This window comes from Nocardia sp. CY41 (assembly GCF_009829325.1).
In the GTDB taxonomy this organism is placed as follows: Bacteria; Actinomycetota; Actinomycetes; order Mycobacteriales; family Mycobacteriaceae; genus Nocardia.
Map to the genome: position 1 here is coordinate 68,959 of NZ_VUOS01000025.1, position 24,496 is coordinate 93,454.

General features: G+C 70.5%; 16 protein-coding genes. 8 read left to right on the top strand and 8 right to left on the bottom strand.

Annotated features, from left to right (window positions below; translation table 11 throughout):
- Positions 1 to 203: 203 nt before the first annotated feature.
- The 3 genes from GVY64_RS26995 to GVY64_RS27005 form a co-directional block, all read right to left on the bottom strand.
- Complete coding sequence (locus tag GVY64_RS26995) at positions 204 to 1,823, bottom strand: serine/threonine-protein kinase (RefSeq protein WP_159847206.1); 1,620 nt, start codon at positions 1,821 to 1,823, stop codon at positions 204 to 206.
- 3 nt (positions 1,824 to 1,826) lie between these two features.
- The gene (locus GVY64_RS27000; protein ID WP_159847209.1) at positions 1,827 to 3,644 is read right to left on the bottom strand and encodes a serine/threonine-protein kinase; all 1,818 of its coding nucleotides are present in this window, start codon (positions 3,642 to 3,644) and stop codon (positions 1,827 to 1,829) included.
- Positions 3,645 to 3,770: 126 nt separating this feature from the next.
- Positions 3,771 to 4,016 carry a hypothetical protein gene (locus GVY64_RS27005; RefSeq protein WP_159847212.1) on the bottom strand — a complete coding sequence of 82 codons (246 nt, stop codon included), beginning with the start codon at positions 4,014 to 4,016 and terminating at the stop codon, positions 3,771 to 3,773.
- Positions 4,017 to 4,140: 124 nt separating this feature from the next.
- Between GVY64_RS27005 and GVY64_RS27010 the strand changes: the two genes are divergently transcribed.
- Complete coding sequence (locus GVY64_RS27010) at positions 4,141 to 4,911, top strand: deoxyribonuclease IV (RefSeq protein WP_159847215.1); 771 nt, start codon at positions 4,141 to 4,143, stop codon at positions 4,909 to 4,911.
- A 398-nt stretch (positions 4,912 to 5,309) separates the two neighbouring features.
- On the opposite strand, the gene GVY64_RS27015 is transcribed toward GVY64_RS27010, so the two are convergent.
- Entirely contained in the window at positions 5,310 to 6,239 is a 930-nt protein-coding gene (locus GVY64_RS27015; RefSeq protein ID WP_159847218.1) for a TauD/TfdA dioxygenase family protein, read from the bottom strand.
- 348 nt (positions 6,240 to 6,587) lie between these two features.
- Here GVY64_RS27015 and GVY64_RS27020 point away from each other — a divergent pair, with 348 nt between their 5' ends.
- The 6 genes from GVY64_RS27020 (at position 6,588) to GVY64_RS27045 (ending at position 13,721) form a co-directional block, all read left to right on the top strand.
- Positions 6,588 to 7,808: a CaiB/BaiF CoA transferase family protein gene (locus GVY64_RS27020; protein ID WP_159847221.1), complete on the top strand. Its 1,221-nt coding sequence runs from the start codon at positions 6,588 to 6,590 to the stop codon at positions 7,806 to 7,808.
- The gene (locus GVY64_RS27025; RefSeq protein ID WP_159847224.1) at positions 7,805 to 7,972 is read left to right on the top strand and encodes a hypothetical protein; all 168 of its coding nucleotides are present in this window, start codon (positions 7,805 to 7,807) and stop codon (positions 7,970 to 7,972) included. The genes GVY64_RS27020 and GVY64_RS27025 overlap by 4 nt, the downstream gene beginning before the upstream one ends.
- Positions 7,969 to 8,895, top strand: coding sequence for a hydroxymethylglutaryl-CoA lyase (locus GVY64_RS27030; RefSeq protein WP_159847227.1), 927 nt, complete (start codon positions 7,969 to 7,971; stop codon positions 8,893 to 8,895). Before GVY64_RS27025 ends, GVY64_RS27030 begins: the two co-directional genes overlap by 4 nt.
- Positions 8,896 to 9,135: 240 nt before the next feature.
- On the top strand, positions 9,136 to 9,912 hold the full coding sequence (locus tag GVY64_RS27035; protein WP_159847230.1) for an ABC transporter ATP-binding protein: 777 nt from the start codon (positions 9,136 to 9,138) through the stop codon (positions 9,910 to 9,912).
- 34 nt (positions 9,913 to 9,946) lie between these two features.
- Positions 9,947 to 12,475: an ABC transporter permease gene (locus GVY64_RS27040; RefSeq protein ID WP_159847233.1), complete on the top strand. Its 2,529-nt coding sequence runs from the start codon at positions 9,947 to 9,949 to the stop codon at positions 12,473 to 12,475.
- A 331-nt stretch (positions 12,476 to 12,806) separates the two neighbouring features.
- A complete protein-coding gene (locus GVY64_RS27045) occupies positions 12,807 to 13,721 on the top strand; it encodes a phosphatase PAP2 family protein (protein ID WP_159847236.1) in 915 nt (304 codons plus the stop codon).
- Between the two features lie 147 nt (positions 13,722 to 13,868).
- Here GVY64_RS27045 and GVY64_RS27050 read toward each other — a convergent pair whose 3' ends face one another.
- The 4 genes from GVY64_RS27050 to GVY64_RS27065 all read right to left on the bottom strand — a co-directional run bounded on the left by GVY64_RS27050 (position 13,869) and on the right by GVY64_RS27065 (position 21,610).
- Entirely contained in the window at positions 13,869 to 15,026 is a 1,158-nt protein-coding gene (locus GVY64_RS27050; RefSeq protein WP_159847239.1) for a VWA domain-containing protein, read from the bottom strand.
- A gap of 211 nt (positions 15,027 to 15,237) precedes the next feature.
- Positions 15,238 to 17,673 (bottom strand): DUF5682 family protein, encoded by a 2,436-nt coding sequence (locus GVY64_RS27055; protein WP_442939634.1) that lies wholly within the window; start codon positions 17,671 to 17,673, stop codon positions 15,238 to 15,240.
- Positions 17,652 to 18,752: an ATP-binding protein gene (locus GVY64_RS27060; protein ID WP_159847245.1), complete on the bottom strand. Its 1,101-nt coding sequence runs from the start codon at positions 18,750 to 18,752 to the stop codon at positions 17,652 to 17,654. Before GVY64_RS27060 ends, GVY64_RS27055 begins: the two co-directional genes overlap by 22 nt.
- Positions 18,749 to 21,610, bottom strand: coding sequence for an SWIM zinc finger family protein (locus GVY64_RS27065; RefSeq protein WP_159847247.1), 2,862 nt, complete (start codon positions 21,608 to 21,610; stop codon positions 18,749 to 18,751). Before GVY64_RS27065 ends, GVY64_RS27060 begins: the two co-directional genes overlap by 4 nt.
- Positions 21,611 to 22,044: 434 nt before the next feature.
- Here GVY64_RS27065 and GVY64_RS27070 point away from each other — a divergent pair, with 434 nt between their 5' ends.
- Complete coding sequence (locus tag GVY64_RS27070; RefSeq protein WP_236567238.1) at positions 22,045 to 24,489, top strand: AAA family ATPase; 2,445 nt, start codon at positions 22,045 to 22,047, stop codon at positions 24,487 to 24,489.
- Positions 24,490 to 24,496: the final 7 nt, after the last annotated feature.

The following is a 24,496-nucleotide window of genomic DNA, read 5'->3' on the forward strand; positions in this document are numbered from 1 at the left end:
GAACCCGGCGAACACCGGCGCCGGACTCGGCGGCGCGGGCCACCGTTGATGATCGCGAGCAACTGCCGGTACCGCTCCACGCGTGGGTCGTCGGCCACCGTCGGTCGTGACGGCATCCACTCGCGCGGCGCGCGATCGTCGGGCCGCCGAACGTGGCCGCGTAACGCGCGACGGCTGGGCTTCCCCTCGCGTCCCCCCGAAACTCAATTCAGCGGCGCGGATTTCCACCAAGCCATGAATTCGGCGTCGGTGGCGATGAATCCGGCGCTGTACATCAACATGGTCGCGCGGCCCGGATCCGAGGAGAAGGCGGTGACCATGCGCGGGCGCAGGTTGCGACTGTCGTGCAGTGTGTAGTTGGTGTAACTGCGCCCGCTGTCGTTGGTGGCGGTGGCGCGGTCGTTGGCCGGTAGCGCGGCGAGCGCCGCCTGCGCGTCGGCGGGCGAATCGTAGAGGTAGAAGTCGAAAGACGCCTTGTTCGGGCCGCCGAAGCAGCTCCACATCACCAGCCAGGGGCCGAAATCCGGATCGTCGTGGTCGCGCGTCGTCGCGGAGTCCGGTGCGTGCGCGAAACAGCCCGCCTTGTTGTACCCGGTTCCGGAGTGCACCAAGCGCTGCGCCGAGGTCTCCGGCAGCATGTCCGGGAACGCGGCGCTCAGTGCCGCCGCGCGGGCGCCGATCGTGGCACGGTCCGTGGTGGCGGAGGCGGTCGTGGTGGGCCGCCCGGTGACCGAGGGCCCGGCGGAGGTGGCGTTCTGCGGGCGTGCGGACGTCGTCGGGGCGGCGGAACCGGGAGAACCGTTGTCGCTGAGGGCCACCGCGACGACGAGACCGAGCAGGGCGACGACCAACAGCAAGCCGATCCAGCCGCCCACCGAGGCATGCCATCGGGAACGTCGTCTCGGGCCGAGGTAGGCGCGCGCCGGACGCTGGGGGATCGCCGCGTCGGTTGGGGGCGGCGTATTCGGCGCGGGCGGTGGCGACCACGCCGCGGGGACGGTGAGCGCCTGCCATGCGGCGGCGGCGAACTCACCGCACGAGTCGAAACGATCGGCCGCGTGCTTGGCCATCGCCTTGGCCAGGACGCCGTCCAACGCCACCGGTAGCCCGGGCCGCAGCCTGCTGACCGGGGGCGGTGGAGCGCTGAGATGGCCCTGGATCACCGCGACCGGATTGGTGGCGTCGAACGGCACCGTGCCGGTCAGCAAGCGGAACAGCGTGCAGGCGAGCGCGTACTGGTCGGCGCGGTGATCCAGCGGCGCACCGGACAGCTGCTCCGGCGCGGCGTAGGCCAGGGTGGCGGTGAAGGTCCCGGTCTGGGTGAGACCGCCGGTGTCGTCCCGGAATCGGGCGATGCCGAAGTCGGAGAGGTAGACGCGCTCCTGCTCGCCGTCGACGCGCTCCAGCAGGATGTTCGCCGGTTTCACGTCACGGTGCAGCACGCCGCGGCTGTGCGCGAAGTCCAGCGCCTTGGCCGTCTCGGCGACGATCTGCACCGCCCGCTGCGGCGGCAACGTCCACGCGTCCAGCGCGGCGGCGTCGGTGCCGTCGATGTAGCGCATGCAGATCCACAGCCGGTCGCCCTCGACGCCCCGGTCGAACACCGTGACGATGTTCGGGTGGTCCAGCCGCGCGACGAGGTCCGCCTCCCGCTCGAAGCGGGCACGGATCTCCTTGTCGTCGAACAGCTCCGGGTTCAACAGCTTCATCGCCGTCAACCGGGGCAGCCGTGGATGCCTGGCCAGGTACACCGATCCCATCCCGCCGCGACCGAGCAGGCGTTCGATGGTGTATCCCGCGAAGACCTCGCCGGTGTGCAGCATCGGTCAGTTCAGCGGTGCCGAGCGCCACCAGCGCAGCGCCTCGTCGATGGTGGTGTGGGCGAAGCCGTCGGTGTACATCAGGTACTGGGTCCGATCCGGGTCGCCGGTGAACGCGGTCACCATCTTGGCGCCCTCGTCGACGTACTTGTAGTTGGTGTAGGTCTTCCCGCCGTTGGTGTCGGTGGACTTGGTGGCCGACGAGGGCAGGGTCTTCAGCACCGCCTGGACGTCGGCCGGGGTCTTGTAGACGTAGATGCGGTAGTACGGGTCCTCGTTGTTGCCGCCCTTGAAGCAGCGCCACTGCGCTGCCCAGTCGCCGAAGTCCGGGTCGCCCTTGGACGGCGAGGGGGGCGAGCTGGGCGAGGCCAGCCAGCACTCGGCGCCGTTGTAGCCGATCTCCTCGGTCTGGGAGGCGGGCACCATCCGCGGGAACTCCGCGCTGATCGACTCCGGCGTCGCGTCGACGAGGTTCGGCTTCACCGCCGACGTGGTCGTGGTGCCTGCGTTGTTCGAGCCCGAATCGGAGACCGCGCCGATGATGCCGAGCACCACCAGGATCAGCACGACCACGCCGACCGCCAGGCCGACGATCAGCCCGGTGTTCTTCTTGGGCGGCGGCGCGGCCGAAGGATGGGCGTGCGCGCCGTGCGGCGGCGCGGGCGGGGCAGCGAAGCCGGAGAACTGCTGGTGGGGGTAAGAATTGGCGACCGTCGGCTGCGGCGCGGGGCCGGTCTGCGGCCGTGCGTTCGCCACCGGAGCGGGCGGCGGAGTCGCGGGCGACGCCGAGGCGGCGAGCGGGTTCGGGCCGCTGGTCTGCGGCGTGTGCGCCTGGTGGCCGGGTCCGCTGACATAGTGACCCTGCGCCACCGGATACGGAGAGCCGGTGGCCGGGACCTGCGGCCCGGTCGTCGGGCGTGGCCCGGCGGTCGCGTGCGGTGGACCGGTGACCGGGCGGGGGCCGCCCACCACCGGCATCGACGGCACGCTCGAACCGGTCAGCGCCTGCTTGGCGGCCGCGGCGAATTCCGCGCAGCTGCCGTATCGGTCGTCGGGGCGCTTGGCCATCGCCTTGGCCAGAACGCCGTCCAGCGCGAAGGGCAGCCCCGGCCGGACACTGCTCAGCGCGGGCGGCGCGCCCTGCAGATGCCCCTGGATGACCGCGGCGGGATTGGTCGCCGAGAACGGTCCGGTGCCGGTGAACAACCAGAACAGCGAACAGGCCAGCGAGTACTGGTCGGAACGGTGGTCGAGCGAGGCGCCGGTGAGCTGTTCGGGCGAGGCGTAGGCGAGCGTCGCCGTGAACGTGCCGGTCTGGGTGAGATGACCGGTGTCGTCGCGCAGCCGCGCGATGCCGAAGTCCGTGAGGTACACCCGCTCGCCGCGACCGGCGGTGGAGCGGGCCAGCAGGATGTTGGCGGGTTTCACGTCCCGGTGCAGCACCCCGTTGCCGTGCGCGTAGTCCAGCGCGTCGGCGGTCTCCTTGATGATCTGCACCGCGCGTTCGGGCGGCAGCGACTTCGGTTCCACCGACGCGGCGTCGATGCCGTCGACGTACTGCATCGAGATCCACAGCTGCTCGTCCTCGAGCCCGCGGTCGTAGACCGTGACGATGTTCGGGTGATCGAGCTGGGCGACCAGATCCGCCTCCCGTTCGAACCGCGCCCGCACCTCCTTGTCGAAGAACATCTCCCGATTCAGCAGCTTCAGCGCGGTCATCCGCGGCAGCCGCGGATGTTTCGCCAGATAGACCGAGCCCATGCCACCGCGGCCGAGTTGCCGCTCGATGACATAGCCGGCGAAAACGTCACCGCTGGCCAGCATGACTGCTCCACTTCCCGCCGCTCGCCGGGACCCTCCGGCGAACAGGCGTACAGCAAAAGAATGCGTGGCCGGAGCAGGGTCCGACCACGGAAAACATCGAAACCATAGCAGTAGTCGCGCCTCGCCTTATCGCTCGTCGAGCGCGGTGGCGCGCGGGCGATCGACGGGACCAGGACCGCCCGGCGGTGGCCGGGGGTCCGGAGGTTGCCGGTGCGGCCGCACCCCTGATCCCGGACGCCTGGGCAAGTTCGGCAACTCGATCAGGCCGGGGTGCACGGGGCGGCGCGTGGCCAGGTACACGGTGTCCATCCCGCCTCGGCCGAGGACGCGTTCGATGAGGTGGCCCGCGAACACATCGCCGGTCTGCAACACCGTTTACACCCCCTTGTCGAGTCGAGCGCGCGGACACTATCCATGTATCTCGGCGAACCATCGAGATGCAACAGTCGCGGCGCGACCTCGATTGTCGTCGGTAGCTGCCAGTACTGTGGCCCGCATGCGCATTGGAGCACACGTCCGGCTCGACAGCGACCCGATCGGCTTCGGGGAGAAACTCGGCGCCGACGTCATCCAGATGTTCGTGGTCGATCCGCAGAGCTGGGACAAACCCACCCCGCACCCGCGGACCGAGGAGATCCTCGCCAGCCCGATCGATGTCGTGGTGCACTCCTCTTATCAGATCAACGTCGCGAGCCTGAACAACCGGCTGCGCATGCCCTCGCGCAACGCGGTGGCCCAGCAAGCGCGGGCGGCCGCCGACCTCGGTGCGTTCGGCCTGGTGGTGCACGGTGGGCACGTGCGATCCGACGCCGAGCTGGAGACCGGAATCGACAACTGGCGCAAATTGTTCGAGCGGCAGCAGGACAAGGGCGGATTCGCGGTGCCGATTCTGATCGAGAACACCGCGGGCGGCAATCACGCCATGGCCAGGCACTTCGACGCCATCGCCCGGCTGTGGGACGCGGTCGGCGACTACGGCGCTGGTTTCTGCCTGGACACCTGCCACGCCTGGGCGGGCGGTGAAGAACTCGTCGGCGTCGTGGACCGGATCAAGGCGATCACCGGGCGCATCGACCTGGTGCACCTGAACTCCTCCCGCGACGAGTTCAACTCCGGCGCCGACCGTCACGCCAACTTCGCCGACGGCACCATCGACCCGCAACTGCTCGCCGAAGTGTGCCGGACGGCGGGCGCGCCGGTGGTCCTGGAAACCCCGGGAGACGGCCTCGCGGAGGATCTTGCGTACTTGCGCGAGCACTGTGCTTGATATACGGCGCTGGGTTCGATCCCCGCGCCTGGTCGTGACCCCGGGGAGTCTCGTGACGGTCCGCGAACGGCGCTCGTAGGACTCGCGCCAGAGGAGTCTCGGGCAGTCTCGGTCGTCGGGTGATTGCGGCATGCCGGGAACCACTGCCATCTGGTCGAGACGGCGTCCGAGGGACTGGTTCTGATCGAAACGGGCGGTTTCGGAGATCGGACCAGCGCGTCGGAAGCCGGCCGGTGACCACGGGTGCTTCCCGGCGTCGCGCGCCGCTTCGGGCGCGCGACGGGCCGATTCGGCTCGTCGGTTCCGTCGCGACAGCGGAGCTGACCCTCATCTCCGACTGAAGACACCGCATGGCCCCTCAACAGCCGGGAGACCGGCAACCATGCGGGGTCCTCGGCTCAGGATGCGAGCAGCTGAGTGTCCTCGATGATCGAGTAATGCTCGGCATTGCCCGCGATGGTCGTGCTCGTCGCGCCGTCGACACCGACCGGGACGTCGCCGGCCAGCGTGATGCGGGTCAGCTTGCGGGGCTGGTCGTCGTAGTCGTCGATGGCGTAGTGCTGGGTGGCGCGGTTGTCCCAGATGGCGACATCTCCGGGCGTCCAATTCCAGCGGGTGGTGTTCTCCAGACGGGTCACCCGGTCCTGGAACAGCCGGAACAGCGCGTGGGACTCGGCGCTGGACAGCCCGACGAAGTGCTTGACGAAGTGGCCGAGCAGCAACGCCCGCTCGCCCGTCTCCGGGTGCACGCGCACCACCGGGTGCTCGGTCTCGTAGTAGGTGGACTCGAATTCGGCGCGGTAAGCGGCCGTATTGGGGCGCGGCGTCTCCTCGACGCGGGCGTAGTCGTAGACGTTGGTGTGCACGGCCCGCAGGGATTCGGCCAGCCGCTTGAGCGGCTCCGGCAGCGACTCGTAGGCCGCGACGGTGGAAGCCCAGGTCGTGGCGCCGCCGTAGGACGGCAGGTGTACCGCTCGCAGGATGGACGCCTTCGGGATGCGGTCGACGAAGGTGACGTCGGTGTGCCAGCTGTTGGCGCGGCCGTGCTCGGAATCGATCGCCAGGCTCTTCACGCCGTGCGAGGTGACCGTCGGGTGCGGGGTGGTCGGCGCGCCGAGCAGCTGGGCGAATTCGTATTGCCCGTCCTCGGTGAGGTGATCCTGCCCACGGAAGAAGACGACCTTGTGCTCGAGCAGCGCGCGATGGATCACCTCGACGGTCGCCGGATCCAGATCGCCGCCGAGCCGGACGTTGTCGATTCGCGCGCCGATACGGGCGCCGAGCTTGGTCACCGAGGCGGTGGTCGGTGTTGCGGGTGCGACCGTCATGGGATCACCTTTGCTGTCGAGATCGGTTGGTGCTTGCTCGAGCACATCACCGAAAGCACGCCGCTGACCAGGGTTTTCGTCGGGCTGATCGCAAACAGGGCGGAAAGCTGACACCCTCCGGCGCACCGCGAACCAGCTCGCCCCGCCCTGATCCACACGCGGCGACCGAAAGCGTTCCCGCCCTCGGCGGCTGCACCGTGAACCGGCTCCCACGGCCCTGGACCCGCGCGGCGACCGAAGCGGACCGGCCGCAAACGGGTGCGCGTCGCACCGAACTCTCCGAGGCCGTGAACACGCGCCGCCGGACGCGCTGCGGAAACCGGCACGGCATGGTCCAGACTGGTTGCCATGAGTATTCGGCCGCTGGACGGGGTGCGCGTCCTGGAACTCGGCAATTACATCGCCGCGCCGACCGCCGGGCGCATCCTCGGGGATTTCGGCGCCGAGGTGATCAAAGTGGAACGCCCGAAGGCAGGCGACGAACTGCGCAACTGGCGGCTCTACGGCGGCGACACCTCGATGCTCTACCGGACGATCAACCGCAACAAGAAGTCGATCACCTTGGACCTGCGCACCGAGGCGGGGCGCGGGATAGTGCTCGATCTGGTGCGACGCTGTGACGTCCTATTGGAGAATTTCCGCCCCGGCATGCTGGAGAAGTGGGGCCTGGGCCCGGAGGCGCTGAACGAGGCTAATCCGGATCTGGTGATCACCAGGATCTCCGCCTACGGGCAGACGGGGCCGATGTCGGAGCGTCCCGGGTTCGCGGCGGTAGCCGAGGCGGTGGGTGGCCTTCGCGAACTGGTGGGCGATCCGGACCGTCCCCCCGTACGCACGGGCGTCTCGATCGGCGACTCCATCGCGGGCATCTACGCCGCGTTCGGCACCGTCATGGCGCTGTTCCAGCGCGAGCGCCGCACCGAGCGGGACGCGCCCGTCCCGCTGCGGGAGAGGGTGATCGACGTGGCGCTCAACGAGGCCATCCTCTCGGTGATGGAGTCGCTGGTGCCGGACTATCTCGCCTACGGCATCCAGCGCGAACGCGTCGGCGGCCGGATGGAGGGCATCGCGCCGAGCAACGCCTACCCGTGCGCGGACGGGACCAGCATCATCATCGGCGGCAACGGTGACGCCATCTTCCAGCGCTACATGGCGGTCATCGAGCGGCCGGACCTGGCCGCGGACCCGGAACTCCAGGACAACGCGGGCCGCTGGCGCCACCGGGAGCGGCTGGACGCGGCGATCGGCGAGTGGACGGTCCGGCACACCCGCGCCGAGGCGTTGAAGCTGCTGGATGCCGCCGCGATTCCGTGCGGCCCGATCTACACCGCGGCCGACATCGTGGCCGACGAGCAGTACCGGGCACGCAACATGATCCAGCCGTTCGCCGTCGACGTCGGCGCGCCGGAGCCGAAGGTGGTCGGTTTTCCCGGCATCGTCCCGGTGATCGGCGAACAGTCCCTTCCCATCCGCACGGTCGGCCCGGACCTGGGGGAGCACACCAGGGAAGTGCTGTCGGATCTGCTCGGCATGAGCGAGGCCGAGATCGATGCGTTGGAGGCGCGATGAGCACGCGACCGCACGACCGCAGGCGTCCGAAGGGACGCGGGAGCCGAGAACTGCGTTCGCCGGGCACCAGCAGGCCCGCCGTCCAGCCGAATCCGACCGGAGCGGGCGAGAAGCCCTGGGGCGGCGTGATGTGCGGGCACCATCGGGCGCGGGAGCAGCGATGACCGCGCCGGTCCTGCGCGATGTCACCTTGCGCGACGGACTGCAGCTGACCGGCAAGCTGCTGCCAGTGCAGCGCAAGGTGGACATCGTGCGCCGCCTGCTCGCGCTCGGGGTGCCCGCGCTGGAGATCGGCTCGATGGCGCGCCCGGACCTGGTCGCGCCGATGGCGAACACCATGGAACTGGTCGCCGCGTTGACGCCGGAGGAACTGAGCCGCTGCTGGGTCTGGGTGGCGACGCCGCGCCATGTGGAGAAGGCGGCCGCGGCGGGAGTGCGCAATTTCCAGTACTGCTTCTCGGTCTCCGACGCGCACAATCGGGCGAATATCGGACGTGACACCGAGGCCAGCGTCGCCGCCATGCCGGATGCGGTGCGCCTGGCCCGCGAGGTGGACGGGTCCATCCAGCTCTGCTTGGCGACGGCATTCACCTGCCCATTCGACGGCCCGGTCGACCCGGACCGGGTCCTGGCCATCGCCCGGGACCCGCGCACCGAGGGCGCGGACGACATAGTCCTGGCCGACACTCTCGGCCAAGCCCATCCCGGCGAGGTCGCCGCGCTGGTCGCCGCGGTGCGCGACCGGACGCCCGCCCGGCGCGTGGTCTTCCACGGTCACGACACCTGGGGCATGGGCGTGGCCAACACCCTCGCCGCCGTCGCGGCGGGCGCGGACATGGTCGACGGCGCACTCGGCGGCCTCGGCGGCTGCCCCTTCGCGCCGGGTGCCAGCGGAAACACCGCTTCCGAGGACATCCTCTTCGCCACGAGGCCGGCCTGGTTCACCCCCGCCACCCTGGCCGCGCTGGTCGACCTGTCCGAGGAACTACTGGCCGAACTCGGCGAACCCAACCGCTCCCGCACCCTCGAAGGAGCCAGATCCAAGGCATCGGCTTTCGCGTGGGTGGTAAGTCAGCCGCAGGCATAGTCGCTCCCGAACCGGTCGGGTACCGGACTTGTGCCCGAACGGCGCGCACTGCCGTCTGCCCGGCTCACATCGGAGTGGCGCTGGTGCGTCCGAACTGCGAGCCAGTTCCGGAAGGCTCCAACCCGACGCGCCCAGCTCACCTCGACCGCTGGGTTCGAGCGAAGCGAGACCGAGCATGCAAATTCAACACAGGGTGTTCCCTGATGGCGTGCGGGGGCGATGCCGGTAAGACTGGACGGCATGACTTCGCAAGCCTTGGGCGCCGACACCGCCGACCTGGCGGCATCGACCGATGTCGCGGCCCACGCTATCGAACTGACCAAGGTCTACGGATCCGGTGACACCCAGGTCAGGGCATTGGACGGGGTGTCGGCCGAGTTCGCGAAGGGCGAGTTCACCGCGATCATGGGCCCGTCCGGCTCGGGCAAATCGACCCTCATGCACTGCCTGGCCGGACTGGACAGCGCCAGCTCGGGCACCGTACGCATCGGCGACACCGACCTCACCACGCTGTCCGACAAACAGATGACGCGCCTGCGCCGGGACCGGATCGGCTTCGTCTTCCAGGCGTTCAACCTGGTGCCGACGCTCACGGCGCTGGAGAACATCACGTTGCCGCTGGACATCGCGGGACGCAAGCCCGACCAGGAGTGGCTGGACACGGTGCTGAAGCGGCTCGGGCTGACCGATCGGCTCACCCACCGTCCCAGCGAGCTGTCCGGCGGTCAGCAGCAGCGGGTGGCCTGCGCCCGGGCGCTGGCGGGCAAGCCGGAGATCATCTTCGGCGACGAGCCGACCGGCAACCTGGACTCCCGCGCCTCGGAGGAGGTGCTCTCGATCCTGCGCGCCGCGGTGGACGAATTCGGGCAGACGGTCGTCATCGTGACCCACGAACCGCACGCGGCCGGGTTCGCCGACCGGGTGGTGTTCCTCGCCGACGGACGCATCGTCGACGAGATGCGCGATCCGACCGCCGACACGGTGCTCGACCGGATGAAAGCGTTGGAGCAGGCGTGACCGGGCGCTCGCGGAAGAATCGGGGGCGGGCGTGATGGCCGCAAGTCCGATGCGCAAAGTCGCGCTGCGCAATCTCGCCGCCCACAAGGTGCGGCTCGCGTTGACCCTCTTGTCGGTGGTGCTCGGCACCGCGTTCATCGCGGGTTCGTTCGTCTTCACCGACACGCTGCAGAGCACGTTCGACGGGATCTTCGCCAATGAGGCGAAGGGCGTCGACGTCCGGGTGAGCCCGAAGGAGCGCCAGGCGCAGGGCGTTCCGAACAATGTGGTGGACGAGCTGGTGAAGTATCCGGGCGTCCGCACGGTCGCGCCGAGCGTGAACGGACCGGTGGTCCTGCTCGATCCGGCGGGGAAGAAGGCCGTCCAGACCGGCGGGGCGCCGACGTTCGGCAAGTCCTACCTGCCGCCGGAGAAGGCCGTCGCGGAGCCGGAGAAGTTCCTGCAGGGCGTTCCGCCTGCCCGGCCGGGTGAGATCGCGCTCAACACGGGCGGGGCCGAGCGCGCCGGACTGAAGGTCGGGGACCGGACGAAGATCCTCATCCCGTCGCAGCCCGATCCCATCGATGTGACCCTCACGGGCATCTACGAAATACCCTCCGACACGGGCGGTTTGATCGGGGTGCTGTTCGACGACACGCAGGCGCGCAAGCTGTTCACCGACGGCCTGCACGTCGCGTATGTGGACCTGGCGGCCGACGGCATCCCCGGCGACGAACTGCGCGACAACCTGGCCCGGGAACTGCCGGGCTACAAGGTGCAGAACGGCGATCAGGTGCGCGCGGACCTGAAGAAGGAAGTCTCCGACGCGCTGAACTTCATCAACTATTTCCTGCTCGCCTTCGGCGCGATCGCGCTGATCGTCGGCACATTCATCATCTACAACACCTTCTCGATGATCGTCGCGCAACGCCTGCGGGAGTTGGCGCTGCTGCGCGCGGTCGGCGCGAGCAGGCGGCAGGTCGGCACGTCGGTGGTGGCGGAGGCGTTCGTCATCGGGTTGATCGGCAGCGCGATCGGTCTCGCGGGCGGCGTCGGTCTGGCGTTCGGATTGTCGGCGGTGCTCAACGCGTTCGACCTCGGGTTGCCGACCGGAACGATGGCGGTGCGCCCGCGGACGATCGTGGTCGGGCTGCTCGTCGGTCTCGCGGTGACGATGGTCAGCGCCTACGCGCCCGCGCGCCGCGCCTCGCGCATTCCGCCCGTGCAGGCCATGCGCGAGGAGTTCGCGTCCATCGGGGAATCGCTGCGGCTGCGTACGGTCTTCGGCGTGGTGCTCGCGCTGCTCGGTACGGGGGTCGTCGTGCTGGGTGCGCAGCGCACCGGCGGCACGGCGGCCGCCACGGTCGGCGTCGGCGCCCTCGGGTTGATCTTCGCGGTGCTGCTCGCCGCGCCCGCGCTGTCGCGGCCGCTGGTCGGCGGTCTCGGAGTGCTGGTGCGCCCGTTCGGGCCGATCGGCCGCATGGCGCGCAACAACGCGGCGCGCAATCCGCGCCGCACCGCCGCGACGGCCTTCGCCCTCACCCTCGGACTGATGCTCGTCTCGGCCATCGGCATGCTGGGCGCTTCGGCGAAGGAGAGCGTCGGTGTGCTGGTCGACAAGGGCGTGCGCGCCGACTACGTGCTGGCCGGCCCGCAGTTGCTCGGGGTGCCGTTCGGCGCTGCCGACGCCGCGCGCACCGAGGTTGCGGGTGTGTCGCAAGTGGTGGGGATGCGAGGCGCCCCGTTCAAGCTCGGCGACGAGCAGGTGTTCGCCACGTCGCCGGACGGTCCGCTGGCGGGTGTGCTGAACTACGAGATCGTTCGCGGCAGCGACACTCTCGGTGCCAGGGACGTGCTCGTCTCGGAGGACGAAGCGAACGACCGTGGCTGGAAGGTCGGTGACCTGGTGACCCCGGCCGGTGTCGACGGCAAGAAGGTCCCGCTCACCGTCACCGGTGTGTACAAGAAGAATCCGCTGCTCGGCCCGATGGTGGTGTCGCAGACGGTCTACGACGAGGTGGTCCCGCTCAACTTCCGGACCAACTTCCTGGTGCTGATCAAAGCGCAACCGGACGCGAACGTCAGCGCGATGCGTGCCGACCTGGAGAAGGCCACCGAGCAATTCGTCGTGGTCCAGGTGCAGGACCGCGAGGAGTTCAAAGGCGCACAGGGCAAACAGATCAACACCCTGCTGGCCATCCTGTACGGCCTGCTCGCCTTGGCGGTGGTGATCGCGATCCTCGGCATCGTCAACACCCTCGCGCTGTCGGTGGTGGAGCGCAGGCGGGAGATCGGCATGTTGCGCGCGGTCGGCATGCAGCGCCCTCAGGTGCGCCGGACCATCTATCTGGAGTCGATGTTGATCGCGGTGTTCGGCGCGGTCGTCGGCATGGCGCTCGGGCTGGGGCTCGGCGTCGGCTTCCTGCGGACGCTGCGCGATTTCGGGCTCGACCAGATCGCCATCCCGTGGAGCCAGCTGGTCCTGGTCCTGGTCAGCTCGGCGGTCGTCGGGGTGCTCGCCGCGCTCTGGCCCGCCGTGCGGGCGGCACGCACGCCACCGCTGGCGGCCATCGCGGATCTCTGAGCGCCCGTGCGGCGCACCTGCACGGTGCGCCGCACCGGTGGCGGGTCAGTGCGGTCGGCCCCCTCGGTTCCGGCGCGTGGAACAGCACGTCGGCTTCGAAGCCTCGCCGGTCGGCTCCGCATCGCTGCCGGTGCCTGCCGCCTCGCGTGGCGCGGACCGCATTCATCGCGAATTCGCCTACGGCACAAGCGAATTCAATCTTCGTCGGGCGGTGTCTATCCCGTCACATCCTGCTGAAGTTGTCCCGTTCGTAGTGTTGACTCAAACGGAGGCTACCACTCCACTTAATTTCCGGTAAACGGCCTGATTCGACGGGGAAGGAGGCCGCGCGATGGTCGCTGTGGACTTCGGCGAACTGGAGTTCGCGCCGGGCGGAGTCGTCGAACGAGTGCGGGCGGCGGTGCGCGGTCGCGGCGGCGAAGCGGTGACCCAGCTTCTGCTCATCACGGTGCTCTACCTCGGCTATCGCGCCGGGCGGCTGATCACCGCCGACGACACCGGGCGAGCCATGGGCAACGCGCACGGCCTGCTCGGCTTCGAGGAACGACTCGGCCTGCCGGACGAGCGGACGGTCCAGGCGTTGTTCCTGCACCGCGAATTTCTCGCCGTCCCGGCCAACTTCTATTACGCCAGTGCGCATTTCACCGTGGCCGTGGGCGTGCTGCTGTGGCTGTGGATGTTCCGGCCGCAGCACTATCGCTGGACCAGAAATCTCATGGTGGCTTTGACCGCAGCCGCCCTCGCGGTGCACATCCTCCTCCCGCTGGCGCCTCCGCGCATGCTGACCGATCGCGGCTTCGTCGACCTGGCCGCGCGATACGGTCAATCCGTCTACGGCGCGGCCGATTCCGGCGGGCTGTCCAATCAGCTCGCGGCCATGCCGTCGCTGCACGTCGGCTGGGCGCTGCTACTGGGTGTGGCGGTGGTCGCCGCGACCGGCACGCCGTGGCGCTGGCTCGCTCTGGCCCATCCGGCGCTGACCACGCTCGTGGTGGTGGGCACCGCCAACCACTACTGGCTGGACGTCATCGTCGCGGTCGTATTGCTGGCGGTGTCCGCGGCTTTGCATCCGTTCGTGGTACCCGCGGCGGCCACCGCCTGGGGCGTGATGGGTCCCGTTCCGGCCCCGGCTTCCGCACCGCTCTTGATGGCGGCGAGGGTCTCCCGCATGAGCGCGGGCATGGTCCGGCCGACGAATGCCGATACCAGGGGCCGCAACGGGGCCGCGGCGGGCCGGAACGAGTAAGTCCAGATCACCACGGTCCGGCCGTCCCGCTCCCGGAACGCGAAAGCCGCGATACGGCGGTCGTCGTGATTCCTGGAACCGAGCGCCCCGTCGACTGCCCGGAAAGGCGCAGCATTTCGTACGCCGACCGGCAGGGCGGTGCTGGATCTAGTGGCGGGCGGCGTTCGCGTGCGCCCAGGACTGCACATCACCTCGATCGAGGGCGATGGCCAGCAGTTCCGGGAACTTGTCCGGTGTGCAGGCGAAAGCCGGGATGCCCAATGCGGCAAGGGCAGCCGCGTTGTCGTGATCGAAGGCGGGCGCGCCGTCGTCGGAAAGGGCGAGCAGTACGACGACCTGCACGCCGGACTCCTGCATCGAGCGGACGCGGCGCAGCATCTCGTCGCGGATGCCGCCCTCGTACAGGTCGGAGATCAGGACGAACAGTGTGTCGGCCGGGCGGGTGACCAACGACTGGCAGTAGGCGAGGGCCCGGTTGATGTCGGTGCCGCCGCCGAGTTGCGTGCCGAACAGCACCTCCACCGGGTCGTCGAGTTTGTCGGTGAGGTCGACGATCTCGGTGTCGAAGACCACCAACGAGGTACGCAGCGACCGCATCGAGGCGAGCACCGCGCCGAAAACCGACGCGTACACGACGCTGGCGGCCATCGAACCGGACTGGTCGATGGCCAGCACCACGTCTCGCCGCACCGCCTGCGCCTTGCGACCGTAGCCGACCAGGCGTTCGGGGACCACGGTGCGATGCTCGGGCAGGTAGGTGGCGAGGTTCTTGCGAATGGTGCGGTCCCAGTCGATATCCCGCAATTTCGGCCGGGTGACGCGGGCAGCGCGGTTCAGCGCGCCGGAGACGGCGGCGACGGTTTGTGCCGCGATGCGCTGCTCGATCTCTCGCACCACCTTCTCCACCACCATGCGCGCGGTGGCCTTGGTGGTCTCGGGCATCACCCGGTTCAGGCTCAGCAGGGTGCCGACCAGGTGCACGTCCGGCTCCACCGCCTCGAGCAGTTCCGGCTCCAGCAGCAGTTGGGTGAGATCGAGTCGCTCCACGGCGTCACGCTGCATGACCTCGACGACGGAGGCGGGGAAGTAGCTGCGAATATCGCCGAGCCAGCGGGCCACGCGCGGCGCCGAGCCCTGCAAACCGCCGGTGCGCTTGCCTGGGGAAGTCTCGTCATCGGTGTTGTACAGCGCCGACAGCGCCCGGTCCATGGCCGCGTCCGCAGCGGAGCCCAGCCCGCCCAACCCTTCCTCCGCGGCCGCGCCGAGCACAAGACGCCAACGCCGGGACTGACCTTCGTCGGTCATGCCGCGTCCTTCCAAGTATGAGCGGCGATCTCGCTGCGGTCTCGCCGGACTGCCTGTTCCCTCATGCTGTGTCCGATTTCGGCATGAGCGGGGCCCTGCGTGGTTACGCTGCGCTGCCGCCTGCGGGCCTGACCGCTCATGCTGTGTCCGATTCCGGCATGAGCGGGGCCCTGCGTGGTTACGCTGCGCTGCCGCCTCCGGGCCTGACCGCTCATACCGTGACCCCCAGAATCTCCGCTGCCGCGCGCACCGCGACTGTGGCTCGGTCGGTGTCGATCCCGGCGACAGCCGACGCGGCGGCCGCGGACCCGCCGTCGCGGACCGCTTGCCCGATCGCGCGGCGCTCACCCGATTCGAACGCGCCGGAGGTGCGGCGCAGCAGCGGCAACGTTTCGACGAACGTGTCGTCGCCGAGTCCGCGCAGCCAGTCGTCGATGAGCCGCAACAACTCCCGGTCGTGCACCAGCAGCAGGCCGCGACCGCCGAGGAACCCGTCGATCCAGGCCGCCTTGGCCGCGGCGGTGGCGCCCACCGACAGGGCGGCGGACAGTCGGCGCGCGGATTCGGTGTCATCGATACGGCCCGCGTCGGCGAGCAAGCGGACCGCACGCCCCACCAGAGCGCCGTGCACGTCGTCGCGGTCGGCGACGCGGCGCAGCGCGGCGAGCCACTCGCCGGTGGCCCAGCCGTCGTCCCTGGTGTGGATGGCGGTGTGCGCGGCGTCCAGCAGGCCGCGCAGATCGGTGGCGGCATCGGTGTCCAACCCGGTGACCGCCGCGGGCAGGCCGGCGCAGATGCGTACCAGCAACCCGTCGGCGACATGGGCCAGCGCTTTGGTGTCGGTGCCGCGCACGTCGCCGTAGCGCAACGTACGGATCAGGCCGGGCAGCGCGGCCAGCAGGTGGGTGACGTCGTGGTCGAGCGCCGCGGTGGATTCCAGCCGGGCGATCAATCCGTCGGTGGCGCCGCCCAGGTCGGCCAGCAGCGCGACTTCCAGCGCGGCGGTCAGTTCGCCCACCGAGCGGTCGGCGCGGCTCGCGGTGTCGAGGATCTTCGCCTCCGCCGCGGTGCGGATGGTGGTGCCCCAGCGCGAAGCCTCGATGATCGAGATCGCGTACTCGGGGTGCCACTGCAGCGTCCAGGTTTCCCGGAAGGTGCCGGTGCTGCGCACATCGCTGGTGGTGAGCGTGCCCCACTCGATGTCGAGTACCCGCAGCCGGTGCAGCAGACGCGACCGCCGCACCTCGCGTTCCTTGCGCAGATCCAGGTCGATGGTGCGGATCGAGGGCTCTTGCTTCATCCGCAGCGACCGGATGGTGGCGCGCAGGTCCGCGTCCAGCGGCACGGTCGGCGTCTCCTCCGGCACCGCGCCGAGCGCCTCACCCACCACGAGTTCGCCGATCACCAACCGCAGCATCGTCTCGTCACCGCCGCACAGCACCGACCGGGTGGCCTCGGTCACCTCCGACAAACCGGCGAGCGGGCGACCGCGCAGCGCGGCGAGGGTGTCGGCGAGCCGGACGGCCTCGATGACGTGCGCGCTGGACACCGGCAGATCGTGGGCGCGCAGTACACCGGCGACCTTGGTCAGCCAGCGGGCGATCGGCCGCTCGGTGGCGGTGAACAGGTGGTGGTACCAGCCCGGCGAGGTGACGCCCGCGCCGTAGCCGGAGGTCGTGGACAGCCGCGAATGCGTCCACGGCACCCAGGTGAGTTTGGCTTTGGTCTTCGGTAGGCCCTTGAGCAACCGGGCGTCCGGCGCGGCGGGACCGAGCGCGCCGGTGAGCGCGGGCGCGTGCCATGCTCCGCACACCACCGCCAGCCGCATCGCGCCGTCTTTGAGCGCCTTGCGCATCGTCTGGCGCATATAGGCCTCCCGCCGCAGGGTGTGGGCGTCGACCACGAGTGGCTCGGGCGGCGGTTCGGGCACGAGGGTCGTTTCGGCGATCGCCTCCGCGACCGAATCGAACTCCGGCGCGGAGTCGTTCACGGAATGCTCCTGCGCCTGGTGGTCGCGCTCGGGCCGACCGCGTTCGGATTCGGCGGTCGCCGCTTGCTGCCCAGCCGGTTCGGTTCCGGTGGGCGCGCCGTCGCGCAAGGCTTCGTCCGGCGGCGTCGCGCGGGCCGCGGATTCCCGCAGCGCGCCCATCGCCTCGGTGATCGCCTCGAACGCGTCCGCGTCCGGAACGGATTCGACGACGGCGTCCCACCAGCGTTCCGCGTCGTCGTAGCCACCCGCCTCGGCGAGCGCGGCGAGTGGATCGAACCGGTCGCCCGGCTCGTCCTCCGTCGCGAGCGTGACGGTCGCGGGCAGGTCGCAGAACCGCACCGGCACGTCGTTGTCCACCGCGTACCGCAGCGCCTGCCACTCGGGGGAGAACACCGCGTACGGCCAGAACGCGGCCTTGGCGGGGGTGTCGGGAACGTACCCCAGCAGCGCGACCGGCGGGGTCATCCCCTCGGCGGCGACGTAACCCACCAACGGATCGGCGTCCGCGGGACCCTCGATGAGAATCATGTCGGGCCGGAAGTCCGCCAGGGCCAGCCGTAGCGAGCGCGCCGACCCGGGACCATGGTGGCGGATGCCGAACACCCTGGTCACGGCGGTGGATCCGGTGCCGGAGGTCACCCGGTGACCTCCCGGCAAGCACGGTAGAAGTCCGCCCAGTCGGGTCGCTCACGGACCACGGCCTCCAGATACTCGGTCCACACGACCGCATCGGCCACCGGGTCCTTGATCACCGAGCCGAGCACCGCGCCCGCGATGTCGGCGGCGCGCAGCACACCGTCGCCGAAGTGCGCCGAGAGCGCGATGCCGTTGGTGATCACCGAGATCGCCTCGGCGGTGGACAGCGTTCCGGACGGCGACTTGAGCTTGGTCCGGCCGTCTGCGGTGCTGCCGGAGCGCAGTTCGCGGAAGACCCGCACCACCCGCCGCACCTCCTCGGCCGCCGCGGGCACCGTGGGCAGTTCCAGCGCCGAACCGAGCTGCTCGACTCGCCTGCTGACGATGGCGACCTCTTCGTCCTCGCTCGCCGGCAGCGGCAGCACCACCGTGTTGAACCGGCGGCGCAGCGCGGAGGACAACTCGTTCACCCCGCGGTCGCGGTCGTTCGCGGTCGCGATGACGTTGAAGCCCTTGGCGGCCTGCACTTCCGTACCGAGCTCGGGCACCGGCAGTGTCTTCTCGGACAGGATGGTGATCAGCGCGTCCTGCACGTCCGAGGGGATGCGGGTGAGCTCCTCGAGCCGGGCGATGGAGCCCGTCCGCATGGCCGTGAGCACCGGCGACGGCACCAGCGCCGCTTCGCTCGGGCCCTCCGCGAGCAACCGCGCGTAGTTCCAGCCGTAGCGGATCGCCTCTTCGGCCGTGCCGGAGGTGCCCTGTACAAGCAGCGTCGAGGAACCGCTGATGGCGGCGGAAAGATGTTCCGACACCCAGGTCTTCGCGGTCCCCGGCACGCCGAGCAGCAGCAGCGCCCGGTCGGTGGCCAGCGTCGCGACCGCCACTTCCATCAACCTGCGCGGGCCCACGTACTTCGGGGTGATCACGGTGCCATCCGGAAGGTTGCCGCCGAGCAGGTAGGTGACCACTGCCCACGGTGACAATCGCCAGGACGGCGGACGGGGGCGGTCGTCGGCGGCGGCGAGAGCGCGCAACTCGTCGGCGTACGCCTGTTCGGCGTGGGGGCGCAGCAGGTCCGGCGCCGGGTCGGTGGTGGTCACTGCAACTCCTCGAGCATCATCGAGCGGTGGGTGAGGTCGTGGGCGAGCTGGTCGAAAGCGCGCGCCCAGGCGGGATCGTCGCACCGGCGGGCCACCGCGGACAGCGTGTCCGCCGCGGTGACCGGAAGATGGACCGCGGCCGCGGCGAGCAGCGAGCGATGCGCGTTCGGCGCCGCGCCGTGCGTCTCGGGACGTCGCGCCGCCGCCCGCGCCCGCTCGAACAGCAGCAGCACCACGTGCTGGGCCAGGGCGTCCGGCCACGGGTGGCCCATCGCGGGCAGCAACGCTTCTATCTCGGACAGCCACGAGCCGTCCAGCCGCACCAGGTGCGCGGTCCGATCCGCCTGCGGCAGCAGTGCGAACAGCTCCCGCCTGCGCAGCATCGCGAGGTCGGTGGGCACGCCCGCCTCGAACAGCGCCCGCGCCCAGGCCGAATCGCGCTGCGCCAGCGCGGCGTCCACCCAGCCGTCGAAGACCGGCTGCCGGAACCGGTCTTCGATCGTGGCGCGCACCGCCTGCTGCGGCGTGCCGAGCACACCGGCCCAGTGCGTCAGCGGGGTCGCGGCGACCACCTGCCGGAGCCGAGCCGCGGACACGTCGGGCGCGCCGTTCCAGCGATAGGCGAATTCGACGGTGCGGTCGGTGATCCCGTCGCGCTGCGCGGCGGCGTCGAGCGTATCGGGCAGCGCGAGCACCACATTCGTGTGCAGCATCCGGTGCTCGGCGCGGATCCACGCGCTCGCTCGCTCGCGCATCCGACGCGTGAACGCCGATTCCGGCAGCAGCGCGAGGAGTCCGGCGGCGGTGCGGCGCACGTCGGCGCGGCGGTCGTCCAACGCCGTCTCGAGCAGGGGCTCGTCCTCCGGGCCGAGTCCGTCGGCGAGCACGGCCAGCAGTTCGGCCTTCAGCGGGCCCGACTCCTTCGGCCACGCGGTAGTCAACTGCGCCCTCGCCGCGCCGGCGTCGGCGCGCCGGAGGTCGGCGAGCCAGTCGCGCCGCTCGGCTGGTTGGCCGAACAGCCAGGTGTCGCTGGATCGTTCGGAGGTGGTCGACGACCTCCGCACGAGTTCCCGCCAGTCCGGATGCCGGGCCGCCAGCCAGCTGCCGCGGGCACCCGCGAGGCGCAGCAGCGGCTCACGCAAGGAGGCATTGATCTTCGCGTGCTCGAGCAGTTGCCCGCAGAGGGCGTCCGGCGCGCGGTAGTCGTACGGCCGCGCGGCCTCGAACCATTCGGGCAGGAATGCCGAGCGCTCCCGCAGCATGCGCGCCAGCCGCGCCGCCGCTGGATGCGGCAGCGACGGCCGCGGGTCGTCCGCCGCGGGCTCCGGTGCCGCCGCGGTGCTTGGTGCGACTCCGCCGCGGGTGAAAAGGTCGTGCAGCGCCGCGGTTTCGAGCAGACGCGTCGCGGGATCGCTCGGCAACCGGCCGGCCGCGCGGGCGATCGGGGGCGGCAGCGCGGCGGAATCCGGGGCGCGGCGCGCGGTGCCGAGCAACGCGACGGAGGCGAGGTCCGCGTTCCCGGGAGCCGGGCGGTCCGGCTCGGGTCCGAAGGTCTCGGCGGCGGCCAGGTCGACGACCTCACCCCCGGCGAACACCGAAATGGGCTCGAACCCGTCGGCGCTCCATTCACCCGCCACCGTGACCGGATGACCGCCGGAGACGGCCAGCAGCGTCCACGGTTGCTCTCCCGGCCGGATCGGCAGCGCCGTGCCGTCGGATTCGGTGACGAACCAGCCTTGCTCGGTGCGGGTGGGGATCACGTCGGCCAGCAGCATCGGCCACGAGCGCACCCACGGATCGGCGCCGAGCGCCGAGGCGTGCGCGGCCAGCGCGGCGGCGATGGTGGCGGGCCGGTCGGCGTCGGCGGGCAGCGTGGTGAAAGGTTCGGCGGCACCGTGCCGTTCCCCCCACAATGCACGCAGCGGCGCGGCGCTCGGGTAGTAATGCAGCTGCGCGTCGGCCAGCTGCCCGAGGGGGGGAACATCGGCGGGGAAGCCGGGGGAACCGAAAGAATGGTCCACCACCAGCGCCCAGCTCCGGCTCTTCCGCCCGTACAGCCAGGTGCGTCGGGTATAGAGGCGCTCGTCCTCGGTGATCCGCGAACCGAACACCATCCACCGATCACGGACCGGAGGTTCGGCGCGCACCGCCTCGGCCGGGTTGGGATAGCCGATGTGGGTCCGGATGCTGGCACGCAGCGGCGGCGGCAACGCGTCGAGCTGCCGGTGCGCGGCGATCAGCAGGTGCATCCTTGCGTACTCGCGCAACACCACCTCGGGCCAGTCGGTCCTGGTTGCCACGGCCGCCGGGAGTCTGCGCAGGGTGGAGGCGAGGCCGGGAGCCTGCGCGTCGACCATCCGGGCGGCCACGGCCTCGAAGGCGCGGTACGAGCGGTCGGCCTGCGCGAGCCCGGTGCGTACCTGGTCGGCGAGCCAGACGTCGAGTTCCTCCAGCCCGGCCGTCACCCGTACCCGGCGCTGTTCGGCGGTGGCGGGGTTCGGAGTGCGGGGGCGGTCGGCTGTCGTGGCGGCCCGAGCCGCACGGCCGCCGATCCACGATGCCGCGTAGTCCGCGGTCTCCGGCGCGACGTCGACCTCGCCCGCGGCCCAGCGCAGCAACAGCGACAACGCGTGCTTGCAGGGAAATTTGCGGCTCGGGCAGGAGCACCGGTACGCCGGGCCGGACAGATCGATGATCGTCTGATACGGCGTGGCGCCGCTGCCCTGGCACCGCCCCCACAGCGCCTTGCCGTGCTGTCCGCATTCGCGCCAGCGATGCACCAGCTTGTGGGCCGCCGACAGCGAATTCGCGTCGGGCGCCAGCGCCGCGACCTGGTCTTCGGTCCACGGCGTCGTCATCGCGCGGCTCCAGCTCGGTGGTGGCTCATCGCCTTCCTTCGTTGCTCGGTTGACCGGATTTCTACCGCAGCGCACCGACATGTGCCGCCACCGGTGCCACGCCGCGCCCGGAAGCGCTTGTCTCGGTGCCCTATTCGTCATTCGGACAAATCTTGCGCTGATGGTGACGCTCTGGCATTCTGTCCTGTTCGGCTCGACCGAGCCACCCGGAACGGGTGTAGACACCATCGAGCTGCCCGCCGGGGTTGGCGAGGGGTGGACATCGAGACAGGGCGCAGGCGTTTCGATGACCATATCCATCCCCGCGGGCAGATTCGCCTGGGTGCGCTGGGCGATCCCGGCGCGATCGGGTAGCGTTTCGCACAGCTTCGACAAGGCGCCGCGCACGGGGTCGGAGGACGTGTGGCGGCTCGATGGTGGAGGGGATTTTTCGCATGCGCCTGGATCCCGACGCTGTCCAGGCCGTCGGTTCCGCGGACGTGCCGCCCCGGCTCTCGGAGGTGGTGACCCGGCGCCTCGCCGAGGATCCGGCGGTCACGCCCTCGGTCACGCGGACCGTGCTGCGCGCCCTGGGCGCCGCCGAATCCGGGGACGCCGCAACGGCATTCGATCACTCCGGGATCTTCCTGAGCGCCATCCGGGTGTGCGGATTCCGCGGCATCGGTCCCGAGACGACGCTGCAGCTGCCGCCCGGACCGGGTCTCACGCTCGTGGTCGGCCGCAACGGCAGCGGTAAATCCAGTTTCGCCGAAGCCGCCGAGATGGCTCTGACCGGCGGAAACCGCCGGTGGGACGGTCGCTCGGCAGCCTGGAGGGAAGGCTGGCGCAACCTGCACGACGGCGCGGCTGCCCGCATCGAGCTGGAGTTGCTCACCGCTGGTGACGCGCCCCGGCTCACCATCGCCAAGGAATGGGCGGCCGACGCCGACCTGCCGGACGCGCACTGGACCCAGCGTTATCCGCCGGCGCCGCCGTCGGCGTTCGACATGGACCGCTGGGCGGCCCAGCTCGAGCTCTACCGCCCGTTCCTGTCCTACAGCGAACTCGGCGCACTGGTGGACGGGAAGCCGAGCGACCTGTTCGACGCGCTGCACCAACTGCTGGGTCTCGACGAACTCACCTTGGCGCAGGAACGCATCCGGATGCGCCGCCTGGAACTCGAACGCGCGGTGCGGGATTCGCGGCAAGAGCGGCTGGAGCTGCTGGAGTTGCTCGCGTCGGTGGCCGACGACCGGGCGGTCCGGGTCGCCGGACTGCTGCGGCCCGCCCAACCGGACCTCGCCGCGGTGGGTCGTGAAGTGCTGGGCGTGGTGGACGACCCGGGCGGTCCGGACGGCCTGCGCGCGATCGTGCGGCTCGCGCTGCCCGGCGACGCCGAAGTCGAAGCGGTGGCCACCCGGCTCGAGACATGGGGCGCGGCCATCGCCGAGGGCTCCACCGACGACGCCGAAGCCGATCTGCGCTTGCTCGAACTATTGCGCACGGCGCGCGCGCACCAGGCGGCGAGCGGGCCGTGCCCGTGCCCGGTGTGCGGCCGCGGCGCACTGGACGAGGACTGGGCACGGGACACCGACGCGGCCATCGAGCGGATCGCCGCCCGGGTGGACGCGCTCACCACCGCCCGCGTCGAACTCGGCGACGCCGTGCGGGCCGCGCGGGCGCTTCCCGAACTCGTGCCCGCCGAATTGGATTTCGACCCGCGCAATCCACCGTCGGTCGACACCACGGCGGTGCGCGAGGCATGGGCCGAGTGGGCCGCGCTGACCACCGCCGAATACACCCCGGACCTGCCCGAGCTGCTGCGCAGCGCGCACGCGCGGTTGGTGGACGAGCTCGACCTGCTGCAGCAAGGCACCCGCAAGGAACTCGACCGATTGGACGAGGTGTGGACGCCGCTGGTGCCCCGGATCGTGACCTGGCTCGAGGGCGCGCGTGAGGTGGCCGCGCACGCGGCGGAACTGCGCACGGTGAAGAAGGCGGAGGACTGGCTGAAGTCGGCCACCGCGGGCCTGCGCGGCGAGCGCATGACGCCGCTGGAGACGACGGCCCGCTGGGTGTGGCGCACGCTGCGGCAGCAGAGCAACGTCGAGCTCGGCGCGATCCGCTTGCAGGGCAACGCGGGCACCGCGCGCCGCGTGCTGCTCGACGTGACCGTCGACGAGGTGGACGGGGCCGCGCTGGGCGTGATGAGCCAGGGCGAGTTGCACGCGCTGGGTTTGTCGTTGTTTCTGCCGCGCGCCACGGTGGAGGAGAGCCCGTTCCGTTTCGTCATGATCGACGACCCGGTGCAGGCGATGGACCCGGCGAAGGTGGACGGCCTGGCCCACGTGCTGGCCACGGTGGCCTGGACCCGTCAGGTGGTGGTCTTCACCCATGACGAGCGCCTCGCCGAGGCGGTGCGGCGGATGCAGCTCGACGCGACCGTCTTGGAAGTGCAGCGTCGCGACCGCTCGGTGGTCGAGGTGCGGGTGTCCAGCGACCCGATCCGCCGCTATCTCGACGATGCCCGCGCCTTGGTCCGCACGCCCCAGTTGCCGGCGGCGATCGCCGACGAACTGGTGGCCACCTGCTGCCGTTCCGCGGTCGAGGCGGCCAGTTTGGCCAGGGCGCGGCGCACCCTGCTCGCCGCGGGCATGAATCACCGCGAGGTGGAACGCCACATCGATGCCGCCCACTCCACCAGGGCGAAGGTGGCGTTGGCGGTCTTCGGCGTCGGTAGCAAGGTCGACGACCTGAACAAGAATCTGATCGCGCGGGAAGGACGGTGGGTGGTGGACGCACTGCGCGACGCCACGGCGGGCGCGCACGTGCCGATCGGGCGGGACATGCGCGAGCTGATCGGTGAAACGGAGAAATTCGTCGCGTGGCTGGCCAGGTGATGCGCCG